This window comes from uncultured Clostridium sp. (assembly GCF_963515715.1).
GTDB lineage: Bacteria > Bacillota > Clostridia > Clostridiales > Clostridiaceae > Clostridium_AW.
Genome location: NZ_CAUPZS010000001.1, coordinates 330,374 through 351,455, shown reverse-complemented (window position 1 = coordinate 351,455; position 21,082 = coordinate 330,374). Strand labels below are relative to the sequence as shown.

Sequence of the window (21,082 nt, the reverse complement as noted above, 5' to 3'; positions counted from 1 at the left end):
AATTTAAAAGGGTGATTGTGTGTTAAAATACGCCGGAATAGTGATTAACAGCAACTCAATTCAATTGGACAGGATATTTACTTATTCTGTTCCAGAAAAACTCTTAGGCAAAATTGAAGTAGGTATGAGGGTATACGTTCCTTTTGGCTTAGGAAATAGAAAAATAGATGGCTTTGTTATAGAATTGTATGAGGAAATTGATAGCTCTATATCATTAAAAGCTATATCAAATATTGATTATAACTTTCCGATACTAAGAACTGAAGATATAAAGCTTATGAATATAATGAGAGAAAAATATTTATGTACATACATGGAATGTATAAAAACAATTTTTCCCTCAGCTCTATTTAAAGGAATTAAAAACAAAAAAGAAAATTATTTATTTATTGGAGAGGCCTTAAATAATAAATTCTCTAAGGAGCCATATGTAGCTATATATGACTTAGTGTCAAAGAATAATGGTAAGTTAACAAAAAGTTTGTTAAGTAATAAATTTAAACTTTCTCTTTCATCAATAAACACAATGATAAAACATGGATTCTTAGTTAGTAAAGAAATAGTTATAAATAGATATAATGATAGAGAATACAAAGCTTACAAAAAGAAACAATTAAGTTTAAAGCAAAAAGAAACTATTAATTTCATATTAAATTCTAATAAGATAAACTATTTAATCCACGGAGTCACCGGAAGTGGTAAAACTGAAATATATATGAGTTTAGTAGAAGAAATGATTAATAAAAATAAGGAAAGTATTATTTTGGTCCCTGAGATTGCGTTAACTCCTCAAATGGTAGAGAGGTTTAAAGGCAGATTTGGAAAGGATATTACTGTATTTCACAGTAAGCTTTCTGATGGTGAAAAATATGATGAATGGCTTAGAGTTAAAGAAGGAAACGTTAAGGTAGCTATTGGTGCCAGATCAGCTATATTTTTACCTTTTAGCAACTTAGGGCTAATAGTAATCGATGAAGAACATGAGTCTAGTTATAAATCTGACAGCGATCCTAAATATAACGCTAGGGAAATTGCCGAGATGAAGGGTGAATTTTACAATTGTAAAATTGTTTTAGGGACAGCAACTCCTTCTATAGAGACCTATTATAGGTGTGAAAAAGGGGAAATTCAGCTCATAACATTAAACGAGAGGGCAGATGGTGCTAAACTACCAAAGATAGCTGTTGTTGACATGAGAGAAGAATTGTTAAACAACAACAAATCAATGTTCAGTAGAGAATTACTAAATGGTATAGAAGAAGCCCTAAGCAAGAAGGAGCAAATTATATTATTTTTAAACAGAAGAGGATTTTCAACTTTTGTTTCTTGTAGAAAATGCGGTTATGTTTTTAAATGTAACCAGTGCGATATAGCATTAACTTATCACTTTTCAAAGGAATATTTACTTTGTCATTATTGTGGTAGTAAACAAAGAGTTAGCAAAGACTGTCCTAAATGTGGTAGTAAATATGTGAAGTATTTTGGAGTTGGAACAGAAAAAATTGAACAAGAAGTAAAAAGACTTTTTCCCAGCAGCAGAACATTAAGGATGGACTTTGATACTACTAGAAGGAAAAATTCATATGAAGATATATATAATACCTTTAAAAATGGAAGAGCTGATATATTAATCGGTACTCAAATGATAGCCAAGGGTCTGGATTTTAAAAATGTAACATTAGTAGGTGTTATAGCTGCTGATTTATCATTAAATCTACCAGATTTTAGAGCCTCCGAAAGAACATTTCAGCTAATAACACAGGTGTCAGGTAGAGCTGGAAGAGGAGAAAAACCTGGGAATGTAGTAGTTCAAACTTATAACCCTGATAGTTATGCTATAAAATATTCAACTGAAAATAATTATAATTCTTTTTATAATGAAGAAATTAAAATCAGAAACCTTATGAATTATCCCCCATATATAGATCTCATGCTAATAAACTTATCTAGCGAAAATGAAGATATATTAATAAAAAGTATACAAAATGTTGGCATAATTTTAAAAAATTTCTTTGAAAATAATGATAGAATAGAGCTACTAGGACCATGTCCTTGTGAAATATCTAAAATAAACAATAATTTTAGATGGCAAATAATTATAAAAGGCAATTTAACTAAGGAGGAAAAAAAATATGTTAAAGAAAGAATTTATTCCTCTTTAAAAGATGTGTATAATAGTATTAGAGTTAGCATAGATGCGAACCCATTAAGTTTAATATAATATTATTTGGAGGTATAGTTATGGCATTAAGAAGTGTAAGAAAATATGGAGAAGAAGTTTTAAGAAAAAAAAGTAGACCAGTAGAAAAGATAGATGATAGATTACAGTTATTATTAGATGATATGTTAGAAACAATGTACCACAATAATGGAGTAGGCTTAGCAGCTCCACAGGTTGGGATTTTAAAAAGAGCTGTGGTAATAGATATAGGAGAAGGACCAGTATTTTTAATTAACCCTGAAATAATTGAAGAAGAAGGTACTTGTATCGATGAAGAAGGATGCTTAAGCATTCCAGGGGAAGCAGGGACTGTAAAAAGACCTTATAGAGTAAAAGTTAAAGCTTTAAATAGAGCAGGAGAAGAAATACTAGTTGAAGGAGAGGACTTTATGGCAAGAGCTTTATGCCATGAAATAGATCATTTAAATGGAATACTATTTGTAGACAAAATTATTAAAAGCGAGGAGTAATATCAATTATGAAGATAGTTTTTATGGGTACTCCAGATTTTGCAGTACCTTCTTTAAAAGCTTTAATCAATGAATTTGAAGTAGAGGCTGTATTTACACAACCTGATAGACCTAAGGGAAGAGGCAAGAAACTTGGAATGTCTCCAGTAAAAGAAATAGCAATAGAGCATAATATTAAAGTTTTTCAACCAGAAAATTTAAAGAAAGATAGAGAATATATAGAAGAGTTAAGAAATATAAACCCAGATTTTATAATTGTAGTAGCTTATGGACAAATATTATCTAAAGAAATTTTGGATATACCTAAATATGGTTGTATTAACTTACATGCATCCATTCTTCCTCGATATAGGGGAGCTGCACCAATAAATTGGGCAATTATAAAGGGTGAAAAAGAAAGTGGAAACACCACTATGTTTATGGATGAAGGATTGGACACAGGAGATATGCTTTTAAAAAGCGTATACGAAATTAAAGAAGAAATGACCTTCGGGGAACTTCATGATATGATCATGGCGGATGGAGGAGACCTTTTAATAAAGACTATAAAAGGAATATTAGAGGGAACAATAATAAGAGAAAAGCAAAAAGATGAGGACTCTTGTTATGCTCCTATGCTATCAAGGGAAACAGGACGCATAAATTGGAATTTAGATAATAAGAGTATAAATAATCTAATTAGAGGATTAAATCCTTGGCCTTTAGCTTTTACAACATACAATGATGAAATTATGAAAATATATCAATGCAAATTAATAGATGAAGAATGCAAGCATGAAGCAGGTTATATAATAGAGGTTTCTAATCAGGGTATAAAAGTAGCTACAGGTAAAGGAGCTTTATTAATACAGAAAATACAGTTCCCTTCCAAAAAACCAATGTTTGTAGAAGACTACATAAGGGGAAACAAAATACAAAAGGGGGCTGTTTTAAAATAAAGGAGGAAATTATATGTTTTATTTTGATAGTACAATGATAATTTTATTGCCAGCAATGTTGATATCACTTTGGGCTCAGATGAGAATAAATTCTACTTATGAAAAATATTCTAGATTAAAAAGTTCTAATGGTTATACCGGCGCTCAAGTAGCTAGAAGATTGTTAGATAGTCATGGACTTCATGATGTCCCAATAGAACTTGTTCGTGGAAAACTTACGGATCATTATGATCCAAGAAATAGAGTTATGAGACTCTCATCCGAGGTGTATCACGGCACATCAGTAGCAGCCATTGGAATAGCTGCTCATGAAACAGGTCACGCATTTCAACATGAAGAAAATTACTCACCTTTAGTGATAAGAAACAGTATTGTACCTGTTGCAAATATAGGTTCAAGGTTATCCTGGACAATATTTTTCGTAGGTCTTCTTTTTTCAATACCAAGCCTATTAAATACAGGAATTTATCTATTCCTTGCAGTGGTAATATTTCAACTGATTACATTGCCAGTGGAATTTAATGCGTCAAGTAGGGCAATGGATGTTCTAGAAGGAACGGGAATACTTTATGGTGAAGAAGCAGAGGGAGCAAGAAAAGTATTAAAAGCTGCTGCTATGACTTATGTAGCTGCTGCTATAACTGCGATTTCACAGTTATTAAGGTTGATCGCATTAAGTAATAGAAGAAGAGATTAATTTTAGAAAATGTATGGATTCTATCCATACAATTTTCTTTATTATATTGAAGAAATTGAGGTATAGTGATGACAGATAGCAGAAAAATAGCGTTAGATATACTCTATGATGTTTTTTATAAAAACTCCTATTCTAATATAGTATTAAATAATACTTTGAATAAGTATGATTTAAAAGATGTAGATAGAGGATTAGTTACCGAAATTGTCTACGGAACAATTAAATATAAATATTCCATAGATAAAATTCTAAGCAACTTTTTAAAAAATGATATAAATAAAACGGATAAGGAAATTTTAAATATTTTAAGAATTGGAATATATCAAATTAGATATTTAGATAAAGTACCTAATTTTGCAGCGGTTAATGAGTGTGTGGAATTAGCAAAAGAAAAATCAAAAAAAGCGTCAGGTTTGGTAAATGGCGTGTTAAGAAATTATATAAGACGAAAAGATGAAGATTTTTTTAAAGGGAATGAAGTAGAAAGACTATGCTTTGAATATTCTTTCCCAAAATGGATGGTGGATTTATTTTTAAAGCAATACGGAATTGAGTATACTGAAAAAATACTAGAAGGTTTAAATTCAAAACCCAATGTTAATGTAAGAGTGAATAACTTAAAAAGTAATTATGAAGAAATATGGGACAGATTAATAGAAAATAATTATAATGTAAAAGAGGGAGCAATATGTCCTGAGGCAATTGATATAATTAAGGGCAAAAGTATAGAAAACAATCCTTTATTTAAAGATGGGTATATTACTGTTCAGGATGAGAGTGCAATGCTTGTAGCACCTTCTATGGAACTACAAGAAGATATGATTGTTCTAGACCTTTGTAGTGCTCCTGGTGGCAAAACCACTCATATTTCTGAGATAATGAATAATACCGGTAAAGTTATGGCTTTTGATTTGCATGAAAATAAATTATCATTAATAAAGAACAACATGAATAGATTAGGAATAACAAACATTTCTTTAAATGTTATGGACGCTACTATATATAATGATAATTTAAAGGATATGGCTCAAAGAGTTTTGATTGACGTACCTTGTTCAGGTTTGGGTATAATTAGAAAAAAACCTGAAATAAAGTACACTAAACAAACTCAATCTTTAAAATCCTTAATAAAAATACAAAGAAAAATCTTAGAAAATGCTTCAGCATATGTAAAAAAAGATGGTATTTTATTGTATTCCACCTGTACACTAAATAAAGAGGAGAATGAAGAAAATATAAAATGGTTTTTAGACAAATATAAAGAATTTAAAATAGAACCTATTTACTTTGGCAATATGTCAAATTTAATATATAATGACGGTGTTGTTACTATACTGCCAAATGAAAATATGGATGGTTTCTTTATTGCTAGATTAAGAAAACAATGGTAGGTGAATATATGGAAAATATATTAGATTATTCAATAGAAGAATTAAAAAATTGGCTAGTTGATAATGGCGAAAAAGGTTTTAGAAGTAGTCAAATATTCAATTGGATTTATAAAGGTGTTTATGATTTTGATAATATGAAAAATTTATCCTCAAATGCTAAAGAATTATTAAAGAATAATTTTTACCTTAGTATACCTGAAGTGATTAAAAAAATAGAGTCTAAAGATGGGCAAACTATAAAATTTTTATTTAAATATAGTGACGGAAACATAATTGAATCCGTAGTAATGAAATATAAGCATGGTAATTCCATATGTGTATCTACACAAATTGGATGTAGAATGGGTTGCAACTTTTGTGCATCAACTATTGGTGGAATGGTTAGAAATCTTACTCCAGGAGAAATTCTAGGGGAAATATTAAGGGCATCTTTAGAAATAAATGAGAGAATTAGCAATATAGTAATGATGGGAAGTGGTGAACCATTAGATAATTTTGAAAATGTAGTTAAGTTTATAGAATTAGTAAATTCATCACAAGGACTGAATATAGGGCAAAGACATATTACTTTATCAACTTGTGGAATAGTGCCAAAAATAATAGAATTAGCTGATAAAAACATGCAAATAACTTTAGCTATATCTCTTCATGCTTCTAATGATGAATTGAGAAAAACTATGATGCCCATCTCAAATAAATATAAAATATGTGATATAATCGAATGTTGTAAATATTATATTAAAAAAACCAATAGAAGAATAACCTTTGAATATGCTTTAGTAAAAGATGTAAACGATAGTGATAAACATGCAGAAGAACTTGGGGAACTTCTCAAAGGAATGCTTTGTCATGTTAATTTAATACCAGTGAATGAAATAAAAGAAAATGGCTTAAAGAAATCTTCTGCAGAGAATATTAAACACTTTAGCAATATTCTATTAAAAAAAGGGATTGAAACTACAGTTAGAAGAGAGATGGGAGCAGATATAAATGCTGCCTGCGGTCAACTAAGGAGAAGTTATATAGAAGATAACAATATTTATAAAGGGGTGTAGTGCATGGTGGGCGTATTGTCTGATATCGGCAATTACAGGAGTGTAAATGAAGATTCTGTTGGTTATTTTAAAAGTGATAATTTTGCAATATATATAGTTGCAGATGGTATGGGCGGTCATAATGCTGGAGAAATAGCAAGTAAGTTAGCGGTAGATTCTATAATAGATTCGGTGAAGAAATTAAATTCTATTGAGGATGGAGAAAAGTTATTAGAAAGTTCTATAAAGCATGCGAATAATTTAATTTATAAACGCTCAAAGGAAAAATCCAGTTTGAGTGGAATGGGAACTACAGTTACTACTTGCCTTGTTTATGAGAATAAGATGTTAATTGGAAATGTAGGAGATAGTAGATGCTATATAATAAACAAGGACAATAATATAATAAAGATAACAAAAGATCATTCACTAGTACAACAACTATTAGACGATGGAACTATAACAGAGGAAGAGGCTGTGATTCATCCTAATAAAAATATAATAACAAGGGCTTTAGGTACAAATCCTTCTATTTTAGTTGATATATTTGCAATAAATTTAGAAGATGTTAAAAAAGTGCTATTGTGTACAGATGGATTAACTAATGATGTTACTCTTAATGAAATATATGATATAATTATTAAAAATAATTGTTGTGATGCAAGTAGATTGCTTATAGAATTGAGTAAAGAAAAAGGTGGAAGAGATAATATATCAGTTATTGTATTCGAAGGAGAGTGTAAAGATGATAGATACTTTACTGGGAAATAGGTATAAACTATTAGAAAAAATCGGTGAAGGAGGCATGGCTAAAGTATATAAAGCTCAATGCCAACTTCTTAATAGATATGTAGCTGTAAAAATTCTTAAAGATGAATTTTCAAGAGATAGTCAGTTCGTAGAAAAATTTAAAAGGGAAGCAACAGCAGCAGCTAGCCTTTCAAATAATAACATTGTAAATATATATGATGTAGGGTCACAGAACGGTGTAAACTATATAGTTATGGAATATGTGAAAGGAAAAACATTAAAAGAAGTAATATTAGAAAGAGGAATCTTAAACAACGAAGACGCAGTGGATATAGCTATTCAAATAGGGAAGGCTTTAGAATGTGCCCATAGAAATAATATAATACATAGGGACATTAAACCACATAATATACTTGTAACTGATGAAGGACTAGTTAAGGTAGCTGATTTTGGTATTGCAAAAGCAACAAATTCTGCAACAATAACAAATACTTCAAAAATTATAGGATCAGCCCACTATTTTTCCCCCGAACAGGCGAAGGGAAGTTTTGTTGATTTTAGAACAGATATATATTCTCTTGGTATAGTTATGTACGAAATGGTTACAGGAAAAGTACCTTATGATGCTGAAAGCCCAGTATCTATAGCTTTAAAACATATTCAAGAAGAGGTTATTCCTCCATCTAGAATAAACCCCTCTCTTTCAGAAGGATTTAATAATGTAATTTTAAAATCTATAGAAAAAGAAGCTATAGAGAGATATCAAAATATCGGTAACTTATTAGTAGATTTAAATAAAGTAAAAAATAATGAAGAATTAAATATCAAATTCGGTGATTTTGATAATGATAGAACTATAGTTATGGATGCTGTAAATGTAGATGAAGATGATGAAGAGGAAGAATACTTAGACTATGATGAATTAGAAGACGAGGATGAGGACCTACTTTCAATCGGTAAGAATAAAAAAATGATAATCGCTATAACTTCTGCAATTTTAGTTTTAGTTGTAGGTTTTACATCAGGATATTTTTGGTTCAACAAAGTTCTTAATAAGTCACCTAATGGTTCGAAAAAAAGCATAGCTGTTCCTAAAATTATTGGACTTAAAGAAGATGAAGCAAAGAAAAGCGTGGAAAAAGAAGGATTAGTTTTTCAGGTTGCTGGAACAGAGGCAAGTGATGAAGAAGAAGGAACAATAATTAGGATTTTCCCTATTGAAGGCACTCTAGTAAAGAAAGATTCTGAAGTTAGAGTTTATATTAGTGCAGGAAAAGACGGTGCAAAGGTACCGGATTTAAGAGAAATAGATGTAGAAGTAGCAAGGGAAATGTTGAATAAATCAAATTTAAAATTAGGTGAGCCAAGTTATAAATACGATGATACTGTACCTAAAAACTGTATAATAAGTCAAAATCCAGGCAAAGATACTATGGTTAAACCTGGAACAGTTATAGAAGTTGTAGTTAGTAGTGGACCTGAAGTAAATTATGTGTCTGTTCCAAGTTTAAATGGAAAAACACTAGAAGAAGCTAGAGGTATATTAGCTGGATTGAATTTAAAGTTAGGAACAGAAAATCCCGTTAGGACTAATGATGAGACTTTAGATGGTAAGATATTTAGACAGAGTCCAGACGTGGGCGCTCGGGTGAAAGAAGGTAGCGTTATAGATATAAGCTACTATCAGTTTGGTTCTGGAGCTCCTGGTGAAAATCCTGGGGAAATAGCTAATAATGGCGTGAATATTAATCTTAATGAAAACATAAAAAATAATATAATGGGATTATTAATAATGAAAATACTAGTATAAACAAAAATAAGAATCGGGATAATAGTTAATTAAAAGAATCTTAATATAATTTAGGAGGTAACATGCAGGGATTAATCGTAAAAGGTATCGGAGGATTTTACTATGTTAAAGTTGAAAATGGAATAGTTGAGTGTAAGGCGAGAGGTAAGTTTAGACACGATGATCTTATTCCTATGGTAGGAGATAAAGTAGAGATATTAGCTAAGGAAGGTAAAGGAACAATTGAAAAGATATATGATCGATATAATATGTTGATCAGGCCAGCTGTTGCCAACGTTACTCAAGCGTTAGTCGTGTTCTCATTAAGAAATCCTGATATAAATGAAGACTTGCTAAATAAATTTTTATTGTTATGCGATTATAGCAAACTTAAATCCATAGTATGTTTTAATAAAATAGATTTAAGTAAAGATGAGGAAGAAGAGCAAGCCATAATAAATATGGTGAAGGATGCAGGATATGAGGTGTTATTTCTCCAGGCTAAAACTGGCACAGGTATTGACCAAATAAAAGAAAGATTAAAGGACAATGTAACTGTGCTCTGTGGCCCCTCAGGGGTTGGAAAATCAACAATTTTAAATAATTTAGCGGGAAGAGAGCTTATGGAAACAGGAAACATAAGTGAGAAACTAAAAAGAGGAAAACATACAACTAGACATAGTGAATTAATAGAATTATATGATGGGTATATTGTAGACACACCTGGATTTTCATCTTTAAGTAGTGACTTTATATCAAAAGAAGAGCTTCAATACTGTTTTCACGAGTTTAATGATTATTTAGGTGAATGTAAATTTTCAAGTTGTGTTCATCATAAAGAACCTGGTTGTAATGTAAAAAAGGCAGTGGAGAGCGGAAATATAAATAAAATGAGATATGATTTTTATATAAAAATGTTAGAAGAAAAATTAAAGGAGAGGATATACAAATGATTAAAATAGCGCCTTCAATACTTTCATCAGATTTTTCTAGACTGGGAGAGGAAGTTAAAAAACTAGAAACTTATAAAGCAGATGTAATTCATATCGATGTTATGGACGGAAGATTTGTACCAAACATTACTTTCGGTATGCCTGTTATAAAAAGTATTAGAGGTTTAACAAGCCTCCCTTTTGATGTTCACTTAATGATAGAAGAGCCTAGCAGATATATTGAAGATTTCGTTAAAGCAGGTGCTGATATTATTACTGTACATTATGAAGCAGATAAACATATTGATAGAACAATAAATTATATTAAAAGTTTTGGAATAAAGGCAGCAGTAGCATTAAATCCTGGTACACCAGTCAGTGTAATCAAAGACTTAATTCCTTCTTTAGATATGGTTTTAATCATGTCTGTTAATCCAGGGTTTGGAGGACAAAAATTTATACCTTATGCATTAGAAAAAGTAAAAGAGCTAAATAAATTAAGAAATGAATTTAATAAAGATTTAGTTATAGAAGTAGATGGTGGTATTGATGCCTCAAACATTAAAGAAGTAGTAGAGAGTGGAGCTCAATGGCTTGTTGCAGGCTCAGCAGTATTTAAAGGCGGCAATATAGAAGAAAATATAAGTAAATTAAAAGAGGCAATAAAATGAAAACATTAATTGTTTCTGGAGGACAACCTCCATCACTTCAGTTATTAAATGAAGAGTTATTAGACACGGATTATATAATTTGTGCAGATAAAGGTGGAGAAGTATTATATAAATATGGAATAGAACCTGATATTATAGTAGGAGATTTTGATTCTATAGATAAAAATACTTTAAATTATTATAAAGAAAAACACATTATAGTAGATTCCTTTCCAGCAGAAAAGGATTTTACTGACTCTTATGCTGCCTTAGAAAAAGCCTTAGCTATAGGCAGTAGTAAAATCGCATTTTTAGGCTGTACAGGAAGCAGATTAGACCATATGTTAGGCAACCTAGGACTGCTATATCGTTGTTTAGATAATAAAGTAGATTCTTATATTAAAGATAGTCACAACCTAATTAAGTTAATAAATAAATCTTGCATAATTAAACCTAATGGATATAATTATTTTTCATTAATTAGTTATGGAGCCTCTGTCACTGGAATAACCCTTACAGGAGCTAAATATCCTTTAAATAAGTACACTTTAAAGCTAGGAGAGTCTTTAGGAATATCTAATGAATTTAATGAGCCACAAGTTGAAGTACAGTTAGAGGAAGGACTATTACTTTTAATACAAAGCAAGGAATAAGTTTAGCAACTTTTTTAATAGTAGGCATATAATAATAGCATAAGTAATTTTGGAAGGGATAATAATGTAAAGAATGAAAAAGAAAGTTAAATCAAAGTTGGGACTAATTATTGGTTCCATAGGGATGGGAATAGTAGTAACATTTATTATCCCTATTTGGGGATGGATAATCGCTGTAGGTGTAGGACTAATATATCTTGGCTGGTGTTTAATTCAGCAATACAAATAGTGGCGAGGTGTGTCTTATGAAGATTGTGGCTATAAAACTTCCTAAATTCTTATCTTCAATAATAAAATTTATACTAAGAAAATAAAATAATACTTAAAAAAAATGCAATTGAAATCAATTGCATTTTTTACTTATATAGCACGTTGAACCTTGCCAGAACGTAGGCATCTTGTACAAACATGTATAGTTTTAGGTGTTCCCTTAACTATTGCCTTTATTCTTTTTAGGTTTGGAGCCCAAGTTCTTTTTGACTGACGGTGTGAGTGGCTGTATTGAACTCCAGCTACTACGCCTTTTCCACAAACTTCACATTTCCTTGACATTAAAAACACCTCCTTTACAAATTGACAAGAGTAAAATCTTCTCAATTCGGACGTATATTATTCTATCATAACTAACATAATTTTTGCAATAGCAATCTATCATTTAATTCAAGAATATAATACAATTATCATATATTTCCTTGAATAAATTCCATATTTAATATAAAATAGGTTTAAGGCTTTAAGCATAAGGAGGGTTAACTATGATAGGAAACATTTCTAATAATTATGGATATATTAATTTCTCTGAAGAGGTATTAGGAAATATAATTGGAGTGTCTACAATGGAGTGCTATGGTGTAGTTGGTATGGCATCTAAAAATGCTACTGACGGATTATGGGAATTGCTAAAAGGTGAAAGTCTAAGTAAAGGTGTTAAAATAAATTCAAAAGATAATAAATTATTTATTGAATTATATATAATAGTTGAATATGGCACAAAAATATCTGTTATAGCAAGCAACATAATTCAAAAGGTAAAATATACTGTAGAAAACTACACAGGATTAAAGGTTTCAAATATAACAGTAAATGTGCAAGGTGTTAGGGTCTAAGGAGGTAGCTAAGAATGGAATACTTAATGATTAATGGACATCATTTTTACAATATGATGATAAACGGAAGTAATAAGCTTGAAGAAAGTAAAGACTATGTTAATTCTTTAAATGTTTTTCCAGTGCCAGATGGTGACACTGGAACTAATATGTCAATGACATTTAAATCAGCAGTTTCTGAAATAAAAGGTATGGACAATGAACCAATAGGAGTTATTGCGAAGAGCCTTGCTAAAGGTGCTTTAATGGGAGCAAGAGGAAACTCAGGAGTAATATTATCTCAAATACTTAGAGGAATAGCAAAAGGATTAGAAGATAAGACTGAAGTTAATTCAGAAGAATTAGCTAATGCATTTTTAGAAGGTTCAAAGTCTGCTTATAAGGCTGTTATGAGGCCAACAGAAGGAACCATTTTAACTATTGTAAAGGCAGCTGGAGAAGCAGCTATTAAAAGTAAACATAAGGATATTAAAAGCCTTATGGAAGAGGTGTGCTCTTATAGTAAGATAACTTTAGATAAGACACCTGAAATGCTACCTGTCCTCAAACAAGCTAAAGTTGTAGATGCTGGCGGGGCAGGATTACTTATTATTTTAAAAGGAATGTACGAAGTATTAGATAAGGATTTAAAATCTTTATCTATAATTGAGTCCACTAATGAGTCAACTAGTGAATCTAAAATTAAGGATTTTGGAGAACAAAATATAGAGTTTGGATACTGTACAGAATTCTTTGTAGTATCACATAATATTGATATAGATGAATTTAAAAATGATATAGCACAGCATGGTGACTCAATGCTAGTTGTAGGAGGAGAAGGATTAGTTAAAGTACATATTCATACCAATGATCCAGGATTAGTTTTATCTAAAGCAATAAAACTAGGTTCTCTATCAAAAATTAAAATAGATAATATGAGAGAACAGCATAAACATATTATGGAGGAATCCGAAAATATTATAGAAGAAACAAATGAGGAAAAGAAAGAATTTGCCTTTATTTCTGTGGCATTAGGAGAGGGAATTAAGAATATCTTCACGGATTTAGGTGTTGACTTCGTTATAGAAGGTGGTCAGACTATGAATCCTAGTACAGAGGATATTTTAAATGCTGTAAATAAGATAAATGCTGAAAATATATTTGTTTTACCAAACAATAAAAATATAATAATGGCAGCAACTCAAGCAGCAGAATTATCTGATAAGAAAGTATTTGTAATACCTACAAAAACAATACCACAAGGAATTACTGCGATTACTGCTTTTAATGGAGAGGTTGAAGCAGAAGAAAATGTTAAAAGCATGGAAGAGGCCATTTCAAATGTAGGAACTGGATCCATCACTTATGCCGTTAGAGATACAGAAATGGATGGAAAGGTTATTAAAGAAGGGGATATAATAGGATTAGTTGAGGGTAAAATAAAAGAAACTGGTAATGATATCTTTGAGGTTTGCAGAGATTTAATTAAATCAATGGTTAATGAAGATGCTGAGCTTATTACAATTTTCTACGGTGAAGATTGTAATGAAGAAGAAGTTCTTAAATTTGTTGATGAGTTAGAAAATGAATACGAAGATTTAGACATTCAATGTTATAACGGAAAACAACCTTTATATTATTTCATTTTTTCTGTAGAATAAATAATGAACTTATATATAATAAATTATCATCTATTATAAAAAAAGCCACAAGGCTTTTTTTATTTAAGAGAAGTGTAAGTGGAGTGATATTATGGATGTATATAGCAATGTTAGTTATGTAAAAGGTGTAGGACCTAAGACAAAAAAAGTCTTAGAAGATTGTGGTATTTATACTGTAATGGATCTACTTCTCTATTTTCCAAGAGATTATAAAGAATACAATAAATGTAATAATTTTAATGATGGAAAGGATAAAGAAGAAGTTATAGTTATATGTAAAGTCATAGATATAAAAAAAGACATACGAATACCTGGAGGAAAAACAATCACCACTATTATATTTACAGATGGAAATAATAATATAAAATGCAAATGGTTTAATCAGCCTTATATTAAAAACAGCTTTATATTGAATAATGAATATACTTTAAAAGGAAAAATAAATGTATACAAAAATGAAAAAATACTAACTAATCCTAAAGTTTTAAAAGAACAACTTTTAGAAAATGAAGAAAGCATAGAACCTGTTTACTCTTTAAAAAACGGAATAACTAATTCTACATTCATGAAATTAATTAATGAAGTATTAAAGAAAGTAGAAATAGAAGAAAATCTACCTAAATGGATAATAGATAAGCATGACTTTATAAATTTAAACGAAGCAATCAGTAATATACATTATCCTAAAAATAAAACAGAATTATTTGAAAGTAAAAGACGCTTAAAATATCAAGAGCTTTTTACTTACTCTTTAAAAATAGCTATGTTGAAAAATATGAGAAATAATTCTAAAGGTATATCTTTTAACATATCGGATAGCTTAAAAAACTTAAAAGAGAATTTACCTTTTCAATTAACAGAAGCACAAAACAAAGCTATAAGAGAGATTTTAATTGATCAAAAGAAAGCTGTAGTTATGAACAGATTAGTACAAGGAGATGTAGGAAGTGGAAAAACCATCGTGGGAATAATTTCCGCATTCAATATAATAATGAATGGATATCAAGTAGCTTTTATGGCACCTACAGAAATATTAGCTCAGCAACATTTTGAGGAAACGAATAAAATTTTAAAAGATTTTAATCTTAATATAAAGTTATTATGTGGTAATATAAGTGCAAAAGAAAAAGCGGAGATAAAAAAGGACTTAAAAGATGGGAGAGTACATATGGTAATAGGTACTCATGCTCTTTTAGAAGATGATGTTGAGTTTAATAATTTGGGATTTATAATTACTGATGAGCAACATAGATTTGGTGTGACGCAGAGAAGCAAACTTATTAATAAAGGTGAAAATCCAGATACTTTAGTTATGACAGCTACACCAATTCCTAGAACATTGGCTTTATATTTATATGGTGACTTAGAAGTCTCAATTATAGATCAATTACCACCAGGAAGACAAAAAATTGATACATATTTTATAAAGGCTAATGAAAAAAATAGAGCTTATTCTTTTGCTTTAAAAGAAATAAAAGAGGGTAGGCAAGTTTATATTGTATGTCCTTTAGTAGAAGAAAATGAAAATTTAGAACTAACTTCTGTAGAATATTTATATGAGGAATTAAATAATAAATATTTTAAAGATATACCTATGGCTATATTGCATGGTAAAATGCCTTCTAAAGAAAAAAATAATATAATGAATGAGTTTAAAGAAGGGAAAATAAAGGCTTTAATAGCTACAACAGTAATAGAAGTTGGAGTTAATGTCCCTAATGCTACTTTAATGATAATAGAAAACGCAGAAAGATTTGGATTAGCCCAGCTTCATCAGCTAAGAGGTAGGGTTGGTAGAGGAAGTAAAAAATCCTATTGCATATTGGTAGGAGAAATTAAAAGCGATATAACTAAGAAAAGAATGGAAACTATGATAAAGAGCAATGATGGCTTTTTTATTGCAGACCAGGATTTTAAATTAAGAGGCAGTGGAGAAATTTTTGGTTTCAAACAGCACGGTACTGAAGAATTTCTATTATGCAACATAATAGATGATATTGAAGCTTTTAAGCTGGCTCATGAAGATGCAAAATTAATATGGAGAAGTGACAATTCCTTAGATAAAAATATCATCAAATATATAATGAAAAGATTGGAAAGTAATGCAAGATATATATGCTTTAATTAATATTGTTTTTACTCTTAATAATTACATGTTTATTGTTTTATGATTTTGGTTAATATAATATTACACCAAAGGTTTAACACAAACAAAAAAATCGGAGGTGTTCACCATGGGAGACGGAGCGAAATGGGAAATTGAAGAGGATATACCAGGAGCGTAGGTTCGCTTCTCACTATGTTTTGTGAGAAGCATCTAAATTAATTAAGGTATAAACAGATTAGTTTACCAATATTAGTTCTGTATTTAATCACATGGTAAAGTAATAAAGATAAAGGGGAGGATTTATTCCTCCCTTTTGTCTTGTATTAAATATCTTTGTATTAAATATCTAAATTTGTCTTATATAAAATATCTTTGTATTAACTATTCAAATATGCTAAAATATTATAAACAATAAATTAAAGACTTCAGGATTTTACACAAGGAGGAAAAAAATATGAGAATAATTTCAGGTCTTGCTAAAGGAAGAAAAATATTATCACCAGAAGGAATGGGAACAAGGCCAACATTAGATAGAGTAAAGGAAAATATATTTAATATAATTCAAAACGATGTACACGATAATACTATAGCCGTAGATTTATTTTCAGGAACAGGAAGCTTAGGATTAGAAGCAGTAAGTAGAGGAGCTAAAAAATGCTATTTAATTGATAAAGGTGACGTGACTTTTAAATATTTGAAAGAAAACGTTAAGAATTTAAACTTTGAAGATAAATGTGAATGTTTAAATATGAGTGCCTATGATGCATTAAAATTGTTTTATAAAAAAGGAATTGTATTTGATTTAATATTTATAGATCCTCCTTATTTAAAAGATATGATACCACCTGCAATTGAAGATATTGATCAAAATAACCTATTAAATAAAGATGGCTTAATAGTTACAAAAATAGATTCAAGCGAGGAAATATTTTTAGGAACAGATAACATAAAACTAACTAATCATAGAAAATATGGTAATACAACAATTTGTTTTTATAGATACAAGGAGGATTAAAAATGAATATTGCAGTTTACCCAGGTAGCTTTGACCCAATAACTAATGGACATTTAAATATAATAGAAAGAGCTGCCACAATATTTGATGAAGTTATCGTTATTGTTCTAGTTAATCCAGATAAAAAAGGATTGTTCTCCATAGATGAAAGAGTTGAACTAATAAAACGAGTTACCAAGCATATCCCTAACGTTAAAGTCGAAAGCTTTAGTGGTTTGTTAGTAGATTATATGAATAAAAGTAATATAAAAGTAATAATTAAAGGTCTAAGAGCAATATCAGATTTTGAATATGAATTTCAAATGAGTTTAATTAATAAAAAGTTAAATCCACACATAGAAACATTATTTATGATGACTTCCTCTGAATATTCATATTTGAGTTCATCCTCAGTAAAGCAAGTTGCTGCCTTTAGAGGATGCATTAAAGATTTAGTACCTGATGAAATAATTGAAGACATTATGCTAAAATTTCGTGGCAAGTAGGAGGTATTATAAATGGATGTAATTAAATTATTAGATTATCTTGCAGATATTGTTGAAACTTCCTCAAAGGTTCCTATGACGGGGAAGGTTATGATAGACAAAAAAGAGGTTTTGGATGTTATAGATAAAATAATGACTCACTTACCCGAAGAATTTAAAAAAGCTAAATGGGTGTATGAGGAAAAAGAAAAAATTTTAAGCGAGGCTGTTAGAGAGGCTGAAACTTTAAAAAAAGAAAATATAGAGTTATTAAAAAGACAAATAGAAAATCATGATATTACTAGAGAAGCTAAAATGAGAGCTGAAGAGATAATATCTTCAGCCCAAAGAGATGCAAAGGTAATGAGACTAGGAGCAAGGGATTATGCTCATGAAATTCTATGCCAATTAGAAAAAGAGCTTACTGAAAATAGTGATAAAATGTTAAATAATCTCCAAATGGAAATGGGAAACTATTATAAAGCTATAACTTCTGATATTAATACTACTACTGAAGTAATTAGAGAAAATATTAAAGAATTGAAAAATATGAACAAGTAGTAAGTATTAAAATTGTTTCTTAAATCTATAAATAATATTAGGTAATATTAATATAAATATTATTGCTAAAAATATCATTGAATTTATATTATTTGGAGAAGCAGAGCTAAACGTTGGAAGGCTTTTAGGAGCTAATATTAGTTTATATAGTACATAAGAGCATATTGAGCTAAAAATTCCTTGAAATATTTTATATTTACTATAGTTCCATAGAGAAAAGCCGTGCTTGCTCATAAAAGAACCACATTGCCAAATAATACAAATTCCACTAAAACCTAATAGAAAACCAATAAAGAGTACTTTTACTCCGTTATCTAAGCTAGTAGAAGCTATAATATTACATCCATTTGTCATTTCAACCATTCCAAAAGTTAAACCCTCTAATATTGCAGGGTCAATTTTAAATAGAGAACTTAAATTTTTTAAAATAGTATTGATTGCAATACTATTTTTTAATATGTTCGATATTATGGTAAAGATAATTATGAAACCACCGATAGAAAGAGAAGTATTTATTGAGTTCTCTATGGAATTTTTAAGTATGTCCCCAAAATTTTTTATCTTATGAGTAGTAGAGACATGTTTTTTCTTATTTATGTAATTAAGAGGTTCTCCTCTAATAATAAAAGAGATAAGAAAACATGAAAGATAATTTCCTAATAATAGTATATATCCTAAGTTTTTATCATTTAACATAGCTACACCTACTGATCCAACTATAAATAGCGGACTAGCATTAGAAGCAATATTAATCAACCTACTGCATGTTTTATAATCAATTATTTTTCGTTCATATAGCTCACAAGAATATTTTGCACCTAGAGGATACCCACATAACAAACTTACTAATAATACAAAACTACTCTCTTTTGGGAGCCTTAATGGATAGCATAATACTTTACCAAAAATCTTTGAATACAAATCGATGCCATTAAAACTCATAATAATATTAGTTATTATCAAAAATGGAAATATAGAAGGAAAAACCTTATAAAAAAATAGTTGGCTTCCTAATAAGGAGCCTTTTATACATAAATCAGGATTAGTTATAAAATTTATAATTATAAATGAACATAATAAAATAATTAATATAGACTTATCTTTAAGCAAGAAGTATAGTAGGGCAAAACCTAGTATTAAGCCAAGGTATATTAATAATATCAAAATAAAACTCCTTTAATAAATGATTTATATTATATATATTTAAAGGAGCTTTATTTATTACATTATATTGTACTAATATTAATCTAAAATTATAGGCATGTTTTTAAAGTCACTTAATGGATTGCAATATTTATTAATAAGACTATAGCATTTAGTGGCTTTTATGTCTAAGTGAAGAGTAGGACTTATTTCTTTAGGCATTTTAGTATATAGAGGTATGGATGATTTCTTTTTCATTGTTTTTAAAATCTCACTACCTTTTTTATTAAATCCCAGTATTCGAGCGTAAGGGCAAGGCTCTTTCCTTAGAGAGTAAGTATCTATAGTATCAAAGCCTATAAAGTATTGACATAATATTCTACTTATTCTAGTGTAGGTATATCTTTTTGTTTTAATATTAAGCATAGTATCATCCAGTGAAGCACTTTCATTTAACGACCGATAAATCCTATTATGTAGCCCCTCAGATACATCAGGTAGATTCTCTAATCCATCTCCTACGCTAAAATATTTATGCTTGATAAAAGGTAACATCTCTTCTTCAAAAGGAAAGGAGTGGTTTAAATCTTTAAGCTCCATTAATATGTTTAAAACGCTTTTCGGCATATGATTTTCAAGTTCTTTTAAGTTCCCAGAATTTTTGATATGATTTCTTATGGCAGATGCACTGGAAAATTTATCCTGCAAATCCATAGAATTATAAGTTCCGCCTTCTCTTTTAATAGTATAAGGAGTAATATTGCTATTTATTTTTAATAAACTTTTGCAGTATTCTACTGCCAAAATGTTATTAGCAGTATCTAATAAATTGTTAAATTGAAGACAATGTTTCTCTTCTTTTGCGAAATATGAATGCAAAGCATTAGCTCTCGCTACAGGAAATGTGACCCCATTATCTAAATTTTCTTTTAAATTCTCTTTGAAAACTCTAGGTTCTTCTAACAAAACTTTTGCTATATTAAAAATTGACGATATATCTCCGCTTTCACTTCCAAAGCATAGATTGTTAACAACGCCTATTGAATCAAGTAAGGTTACCCCTCCAAAAGCAAAAAATTCTGCTGAGGAAAGACTATATAGCACAGGTAATTCAATTACCAAATCTACACCATTTAATAATGCCATCTTTGCTCTGGTCCACTTGTCTACGAGCGAAGGAGTACCTCGCTGAACAAAGTTACCACTCATAACAGCAATTATGCCATCAGAAGAAGTTGTCTCTTTAGATTTTTCTATATGATATAAATGTCCATTATGTAATGGATTATATTCCACTATAATTCCAGTTATATTCAAATTTATTCCTCCATTCATAATATTTAAACTAATTTCTGCTAATAATATTATAAGTGATTTGTAACAGGCATTCAAAGGTTTGATATATTATTAACACTTTTATGGATATAAACTATACTTTTGAAAGAATATTGTGTAAATAATACGTACATAAAAAGCATTTGTGTATAAAAAAATTTAATAATATACTTGAAAAGAGTACAT

22 protein-coding genes are annotated in these 21,082 nt (G+C 29.5%); 19 read left to right on the top strand and 3 right to left on the bottom strand.

Annotated elements, in window-relative coordinates:
* Nucleotides 1-19 precede the first annotated feature (19 nt).
* The 13 genes from priA (at nt 20) to spoVM (ending at nt 11,839) form a co-directional block, all read left to right on the top strand.
* Nucleotides 20-2,221 (top strand): primosomal protein N', encoded by a 2,202-nt coding sequence (gene priA / locus RYO54_RS01910; protein ID WP_315114969.1) that lies wholly within the window; start codon nt 20-22, stop codon nt 2,219-2,221.
* A 20-nt stretch (nt 2,222-2,241) separates the two neighbouring features.
* Nucleotides 2,242-2,691, top strand: a complete 450-nt coding sequence (def, locus tag RYO54_RS01905; RefSeq protein ID WP_315114968.1) for a peptide deformylase — start codon at nt 2,242-2,244, stop codon at nt 2,689-2,691.
* 8 nt (nt 2,692-2,699) lie between these two features.
* The gene (gene fmt, locus RYO54_RS01900; RefSeq protein WP_315114965.1) at nt 2,700-3,629 is read left to right on the top strand and encodes a methionyl-tRNA formyltransferase; all 930 of its coding nucleotides are present in this window, start codon (nt 2,700-2,702) and stop codon (nt 3,627-3,629) included.
* A 13-nt stretch (nt 3,630-3,642) separates the two neighbouring features.
* Nucleotides 3,643-4,326, top strand: coding sequence for a zinc metallopeptidase (locus tag RYO54_RS01895; protein ID WP_315114962.1), 684 nt, complete (start codon nt 3,643-3,645; stop codon nt 4,324-4,326).
* Nucleotides 4,327-4,394: 68 nt separating this feature from the next.
* Entirely contained in the window at nt 4,395-5,717 is a 1,323-nt protein-coding gene (rsmB, locus tag RYO54_RS01890) for a 16S rRNA (cytosine(967)-C(5))-methyltransferase RsmB (RefSeq protein ID WP_315114960.1), read from the top strand.
* Between the two features lie 8 nt (nt 5,718-5,725).
* Nucleotides 5,726-6,772, top strand: a complete 1,047-nt coding sequence (gene rlmN, locus RYO54_RS01885) for a 23S rRNA (adenine(2503)-C(2))-methyltransferase RlmN (protein WP_315114957.1) — start codon at nt 5,726-5,728, stop codon at nt 6,770-6,772.
* 3 nt (nt 6,773-6,775) lie between these two features.
* Nucleotides 6,776-7,522 (top strand): Stp1/IreP family PP2C-type Ser/Thr phosphatase, encoded by a 747-nt coding sequence (locus RYO54_RS01880; protein WP_315114955.1) that lies wholly within the window; start codon nt 6,776-6,778, stop codon nt 7,520-7,522.
* Entirely contained in the window at nt 7,497-9,311 is a 1,815-nt protein-coding gene (gene pknB, locus RYO54_RS01875) for a Stk1 family PASTA domain-containing Ser/Thr kinase (protein ID WP_315114952.1), read from the top strand. Before RYO54_RS01880 ends, pknB begins: the two co-directional genes overlap by 26 nt.
* Before the next feature lie 62 nt (nt 9,312-9,373).
* The gene (gene rsgA / locus RYO54_RS01870; RefSeq protein WP_315114950.1) at nt 9,374-10,243 is read left to right on the top strand and encodes a ribosome small subunit-dependent GTPase A; all 870 of its coding nucleotides are present in this window, start codon (nt 9,374-9,376) and stop codon (nt 10,241-10,243) included.
* Nucleotides 10,240-10,893 carry a ribulose-phosphate 3-epimerase gene (gene rpe / locus RYO54_RS01865; RefSeq protein WP_315114948.1) on the top strand — a complete coding sequence of 218 codons (654 nt, stop codon included), beginning with the start codon at nt 10,240-10,242 and terminating at the stop codon, nt 10,891-10,893. The genes rsgA and rpe overlap by 4 nt, the downstream gene beginning before the upstream one ends.
* The gene (locus RYO54_RS01860) at nt 10,890-11,525 is read left to right on the top strand and encodes a thiamine diphosphokinase (RefSeq protein ID WP_315114946.1); all 636 of its coding nucleotides are present in this window, start codon (nt 10,890-10,892) and stop codon (nt 11,523-11,525) included. Before rpe ends, RYO54_RS01860 begins: the two co-directional genes overlap by 4 nt.
* 73 nt (nt 11,526-11,598) lie before the next feature.
* Entirely contained in the window at nt 11,599-11,754 is a 156-nt protein-coding gene (locus RYO54_RS01855) for a hypothetical protein (RefSeq protein ID WP_315114944.1), read from the top strand.
* 16 nt (nt 11,755-11,770) lie between these two features.
* A complete protein-coding gene (gene spoVM, locus RYO54_RS20175) occupies nt 11,771-11,839 on the top strand; it encodes a stage V sporulation protein SpoVM (RefSeq protein ID WP_216438250.1) in 69 nt (22 codons plus the stop codon).
* Nucleotides 11,840-11,885: 46 nt separating this feature from the next.
* Here the strand turns inward: spoVM and rpmB are convergent, their stop codons facing one another.
* Nucleotides 11,886-12,077 (bottom strand): 50S ribosomal protein L28, encoded by a 192-nt coding sequence (gene rpmB / locus RYO54_RS01850; RefSeq protein WP_315114942.1) that lies wholly within the window; start codon nt 12,075-12,077, stop codon nt 11,886-11,888.
* 203 nt (nt 12,078-12,280) lie between these two features.
* Between rpmB and RYO54_RS01845 the strand changes: the two genes are divergently transcribed.
* The 6 genes from RYO54_RS01845 (at nt 12,281) to RYO54_RS01820 (ending at nt 18,418) form a co-directional block, all read left to right on the top strand.
* A complete protein-coding gene (locus RYO54_RS01845) occupies nt 12,281-12,631 on the top strand; it encodes an Asp23/Gls24 family envelope stress response protein (RefSeq protein ID WP_315114940.1) in 351 nt (116 codons plus the stop codon).
* Between the two features lie 14 nt (nt 12,632-12,645).
* Nucleotides 12,646-14,271, top strand: a complete 1,626-nt coding sequence (locus tag RYO54_RS01840; protein WP_315114938.1) for a DAK2 domain-containing protein — start codon at nt 12,646-12,648, stop codon at nt 14,269-14,271.
* A gap of 91 nt (nt 14,272-14,362) precedes the next feature.
* A complete protein-coding gene (recG, locus tag RYO54_RS01835; protein WP_315114936.1) occupies nt 14,363-16,399 on the top strand; it encodes an ATP-dependent DNA helicase RecG in 2,037 nt (678 codons plus the stop codon).
* 433 nt (nt 16,400-16,832) lie between these two features.
* Entirely contained in the window at nt 16,833-17,393 is a 561-nt protein-coding gene (gene rsmD / locus RYO54_RS01830; RefSeq protein WP_315114934.1) for a 16S rRNA (guanine(966)-N(2))-methyltransferase RsmD, read from the top strand.
* 2 nt (nt 17,394-17,395) lie between these two features.
* Nucleotides 17,396-17,878: a pantetheine-phosphate adenylyltransferase gene (gene coaD / locus RYO54_RS01825; protein ID WP_315114932.1), complete on the top strand. Its 483-nt coding sequence runs from the start codon at nt 17,396-17,398 to the stop codon at nt 17,876-17,878.
* Nucleotides 17,879-17,890: 12 nt separating this feature from the next.
* Nucleotides 17,891-18,418, top strand: a complete 528-nt coding sequence (locus tag RYO54_RS01820) for an ATPase (RefSeq protein WP_315114930.1) — start codon at nt 17,891-17,893, stop codon at nt 18,416-18,418.
* A gap of 6 nt (nt 18,419-18,424) precedes the next feature.
* Here RYO54_RS01820 and ylbJ read toward each other — a convergent pair whose 3' ends face one another.
* The gene (gene ylbJ / locus RYO54_RS01815) at nt 18,425-19,582 is read right to left on the bottom strand and encodes a sporulation integral membrane protein YlbJ (RefSeq protein ID WP_315114928.1); all 1,158 of its coding nucleotides are present in this window, start codon (nt 19,580-19,582) and stop codon (nt 18,425-18,427) included.
* A 78-nt stretch (nt 19,583-19,660) separates the two neighbouring features.
* The gene (locus tag RYO54_RS01810) at nt 19,661-20,878 is read right to left on the bottom strand and encodes a nucleotidyltransferase (protein ID WP_315114926.1); all 1,218 of its coding nucleotides are present in this window, start codon (nt 20,876-20,878) and stop codon (nt 19,661-19,663) included.
* Nucleotides 20,879-21,082: the final 204 nt, after the last annotated feature.

Excerpts from the sequence above, each read along its gene's own strand:
- rpmB (WP_315114942.1), bottom strand. The coding sequence starts at position 12,077 with ATGTCAAGGAAATGTGAAGTTTGTGGAAAAGGCGTAGTAGCTGGAGTT.
- RYO54_RS01840 (WP_315114938.1), top strand. The coding sequence starts at position 12,646 with ATGGAATACTTAATGATTAATGGACATCATTTTTACAATATGATGATA.
- RYO54_RS01845 (WP_315114940.1), top strand. The coding sequence starts at position 12,281 with ATGATAGGAAACATTTCTAATAATTATGGATATATTAATTTCTCTGAA.
- rlmN (WP_315114957.1), top strand. The coding sequence starts at position 5,726 with ATGGAAAATATATTAGATTATTCAATAGAAGAATTAAAAAATTGGCTA.
- rsmD (WP_315114934.1), top strand. The coding sequence starts at position 16,833 with ATGAGAATAATTTCAGGTCTTGCTAAAGGAAGAAAAATATTATCACCA.
- rpe (WP_315114948.1), top strand. The coding sequence starts at position 10,240 with ATGATTAAAATAGCGCCTTCAATACTTTCATCAGATTTTTCTAGACTG.
- rsmB (WP_315114960.1), top strand. The coding sequence starts at position 4,395 with ATGACAGATAGCAGAAAAATAGCGTTAGATATACTCTATGATGTTTTT.
- coaD (WP_315114932.1), top strand. The coding sequence starts at position 17,396 with ATGAATATTGCAGTTTACCCAGGTAGCTTTGACCCAATAACTAATGGA.
- pknB (WP_315114952.1), top strand. The coding sequence starts at position 7,497 with ATGATAGATACTTTACTGGGAAATAGGTATAAACTATTAGAAAAAATC.
- RYO54_RS01855 (WP_315114944.1), top strand. The coding sequence starts at position 11,599 with ATGAAAAAGAAAGTTAAATCAAAGTTGGGACTAATTATTGGTTCCATA.
- RYO54_RS01820 (WP_315114930.1), top strand. The coding sequence starts at position 17,891 with ATGGATGTAATTAAATTATTAGATTATCTTGCAGATATTGTTGAAACT.
- def (WP_315114968.1), top strand. The coding sequence starts at position 2,242 with ATGGCATTAAGAAGTGTAAGAAAATATGGAGAAGAAGTTTTAAGAAAA.
- fmt (WP_315114965.1), top strand. The coding sequence starts at position 2,700 with ATGAAGATAGTTTTTATGGGTACTCCAGATTTTGCAGTACCTTCTTTA.
- RYO54_RS01860 (WP_315114946.1), top strand. The coding sequence starts at position 10,890 with ATGAAAACATTAATTGTTTCTGGAGGACAACCTCCATCACTTCAGTTA.
- rsgA (WP_315114950.1), top strand. The coding sequence starts at position 9,374 with ATGCAGGGATTAATCGTAAAAGGTATCGGAGGATTTTACTATGTTAAA.
- RYO54_RS01895 (WP_315114962.1), top strand. The coding sequence starts at position 3,643 with ATGTTTTATTTTGATAGTACAATGATAATTTTATTGCCAGCAATGTTG.
- RYO54_RS01880 (WP_315114955.1), top strand. The coding sequence starts at position 6,776 with ATGGTGGGCGTATTGTCTGATATCGGCAATTACAGGAGTGTAAATGAA.
- recG (WP_315114936.1), top strand. The coding sequence starts at position 14,363 with ATGGATGTATATAGCAATGTTAGTTATGTAAAAGGTGTAGGACCTAAG.